The sequence below is a fragment of the Nostoc flagelliforme FACHB-838 genome (genome assembly GCF_014698065.1).
GTDB lineage: Bacteria > Cyanobacteriota > Cyanobacteriia > Cyanobacteriales > Nostocaceae > Nostoc > Nostoc flagelliforme_B.
On the sequence record NZ_JACJSI010000604.1, the window covers coordinates 1 to 2,626 of the forward strand.

The 2,626-nt window shown below is 39.7% G+C and carries 1 protein-coding gene; it reads left to right on the forward strand.

Features of this window, described 5'->3' with window-relative positions:
* The first annotated feature begins 989 nt into the window (after window positions 1-989).
* Window positions 990-2,321, forward strand: coding sequence for an alpha/beta hydrolase family protein (locus tag H6G97_RS49530; RefSeq protein WP_190947580.1), 1,332 nt, complete (start codon window positions 990-992; stop codon window positions 2,319-2,321).
* Window positions 2,322-2,626: the final 305 nt, after the last annotated feature.

Genomic DNA, 2,626 nt, shown 5'->3' on the forward strand with positions numbered 1-2,626 from the left:
CAAGCATCATTTGAGTCTTGTAAACAGTCCTGTAATATCCTGTTCTTCATTAATTGGCTTATTTTTGAAGCCGAGCTAATTCTGAAACTTCAGAGTCTGGCGAAATTTCCGATGCTTCGTCACTATCAACCTTTAAAGAACGCAGTAATTCCCGAATTACATCGTTCATGGATCTTCCTGTTTTTGCACAGTATTGTGACAATTTCTGTCTTTCTATTGACGTGAGATTTACTGTCAATCGTTTTACTGCCCATTTTTTATTGACCATTTACTTTTTATACTGCCCTATTATTGTCACAGAAAATTATACCTTTGTTTCAAAGCCTCTCCTAATCTGGCTTTTAGCCTATTTAATACAATCAATCTCAAAATATCTGGGGCAGTGGTCAGGGCGACCGCATCATGTCAATAAGCAAATTCTATTTTCAATAGAACCAAAAATAATGTCATTAACTCTTGCTTGTTGTAAAAATTTTAGGTATTGGCGTAGCTGATCGCAGGCATCGCTTTGGGGCTTAAAAAATAATCAAGCGCGAAAGGAAAAATTTTTTCGTTGGTTCTTAGCCTTCGTTGTAATCAAGAGTAATTTAGATGCGTTTGCCCTGGCTGCGGCACTTCCCTATCTTAAGCCCTGACCATAAATAAAAATTTACTTATTTTTAAATTAAATTTATACTAATTTTAACAAGAATATCAATTAGTTATTTTAAAGTTAATTATCCCACAATGAGTTTTTAAAATTATTTGGATTGATATTTACTGTTCAATTAAAATATAAATTTAGAGACAAAGCAGCTGTAACATAATCTTTTGAAAAATGTTTTACAATTATCTAAAATCGTTTTTATACATGGGATCAATTACCCTAAATGGTTTTCTACTTACTATTTATTTTTCAGTAACCATTTAAGCGATGAAGTAAGTGCAGTTTTTGCTGAAAAATAATTTTATCTTCAAGAAACAAAGATTTTCCACATAGGATTTTTCAGATGGTTGAAGTCAACTTTAATATTTGGGGTAACGGTTCTATCAACCGTTCTGGGCGCATTACTTCTGAGGCACCGACTTATGTTGTTATTCATGGTTATCAAAGCACTGGCGGCAATGCAGGCAATAACTACAAACCCGCTGGCTGGATGGCAAACATAGCCCAAACTATTCGGCAGCGCGAGTCAAATGCTAATATCATTCTGCTAGATTGGGAACAAGGAGCTAGTTCCTTGTGGTATTCCACTTCCGCCGCCAGAACACGCGATGTCGCTAGTCAGTTGGCTACCTACTTAATAAATAATGGCGTAGATCCGACTTACACCAACCTAATCGGGCATAGTCTGGGAGCGCACATTGCTGGATTCACTGGCTCAACCTACCGTGAATCTACAGGGCGTTCTCTTACTCAAATAGTAGGTTTAGATCCAGCAGGACCTGAGTTTGAAGGCAAAACAGCAAGCGAACGCTTAGATCCGAGCGACGCCAATCGCGTTGTCTCTATTCATACTAGTGAAACTTTAGGCTATGATGCTCGCTTGGCTACCCTGGATGTCTATACCAACTGGAATGACCTATTTCAGCCTGGACAGTGGAATTTTGCTGGCAATCACAGTTATGCTCACACTCTCTATACAGAATTACTCCAAGGCAATAGCTTTATCCAATCCAACGGTGTTCTCCTGAACTTGAATACAGTAGTTAATGCTGAATTCACTGGACAGAACGATGCCAGTACTAAAAATAACAAAGCTATTGTTGCTCTCAATCTTTTGGGTACCGCTAACAACGACACACAAGCGGGTGGTGCAGCCAATGATACCATCCGTGGTAATGCAGGAATTGACTACATTACAGGTGGTGATGGTGGCGATTCTGTTTTCGGCGACAGTGGTAATGACCTTGTTTATGGCGGACGTGGGAATGATTCTGTATTCGGTGGCACTGGAAGCGATCGCCTGTTTGGAGATGAAGGTGGCGACGTACTCACTGGAACAGATACAGCAGCAAGAGGTGTTGCTGAAGTTGACCTTTTGACTGGTGGCACTGGCAGTGATCAGTTTATCTTAGGTGCGATTGTCGGTGTCTTCTACAGCGATAGTAATACTAGTACTTCGGGACTGGGCGACTACGCTATAATTGCTGATTTCAATGCCACCGAAGATACGCTGCAATTGTCTGGCTCCAACTCGAGCTATAGCTTGGGAGCAGCGCCAACTGGTTTAGCTACAGGTACAGCCTTATTTCTGAATGAAACTAGTCCTGAGTTAATTGCGATCATTCAAGGTTCTAGTAACCTCACTCTTAGTGCCAGCTATTTCCTAACTGTCTAAAACATTATCTCAAATACAACCTAAAACTCTTTATCAAGTTTTAAACTTGCACTACTCAAAGCTTTCTATTTTTTATGATGCCTAGATAAATAATTAAAAGTAGTTAATAAAACCAGTAACTTGAGATTAATAACCCAAGTTGTTAGTTACTGTCGGTTCGCTCATTTGAGGATGACAAGAAGAATTAATGCCTTGAGGAGAAAGGAATACGGCAATTGTACGAATCCTCAAACATTATTAGCACCATTTCCCGGTAGTCTGGAGGACATCTGTTGAGATGGGTGCGCGGATGAGCAGTGAACTCT

Bases quoted from the DNA above. Each gene is read 5' to 3' on its own strand.
- H6G97_RS49530 (WP_190947580.1), top strand. From the start codon at position 990: ATGGTTGAAGTCAACTTTAATATTTGGGGTAACGGTTCTATCAACCGT.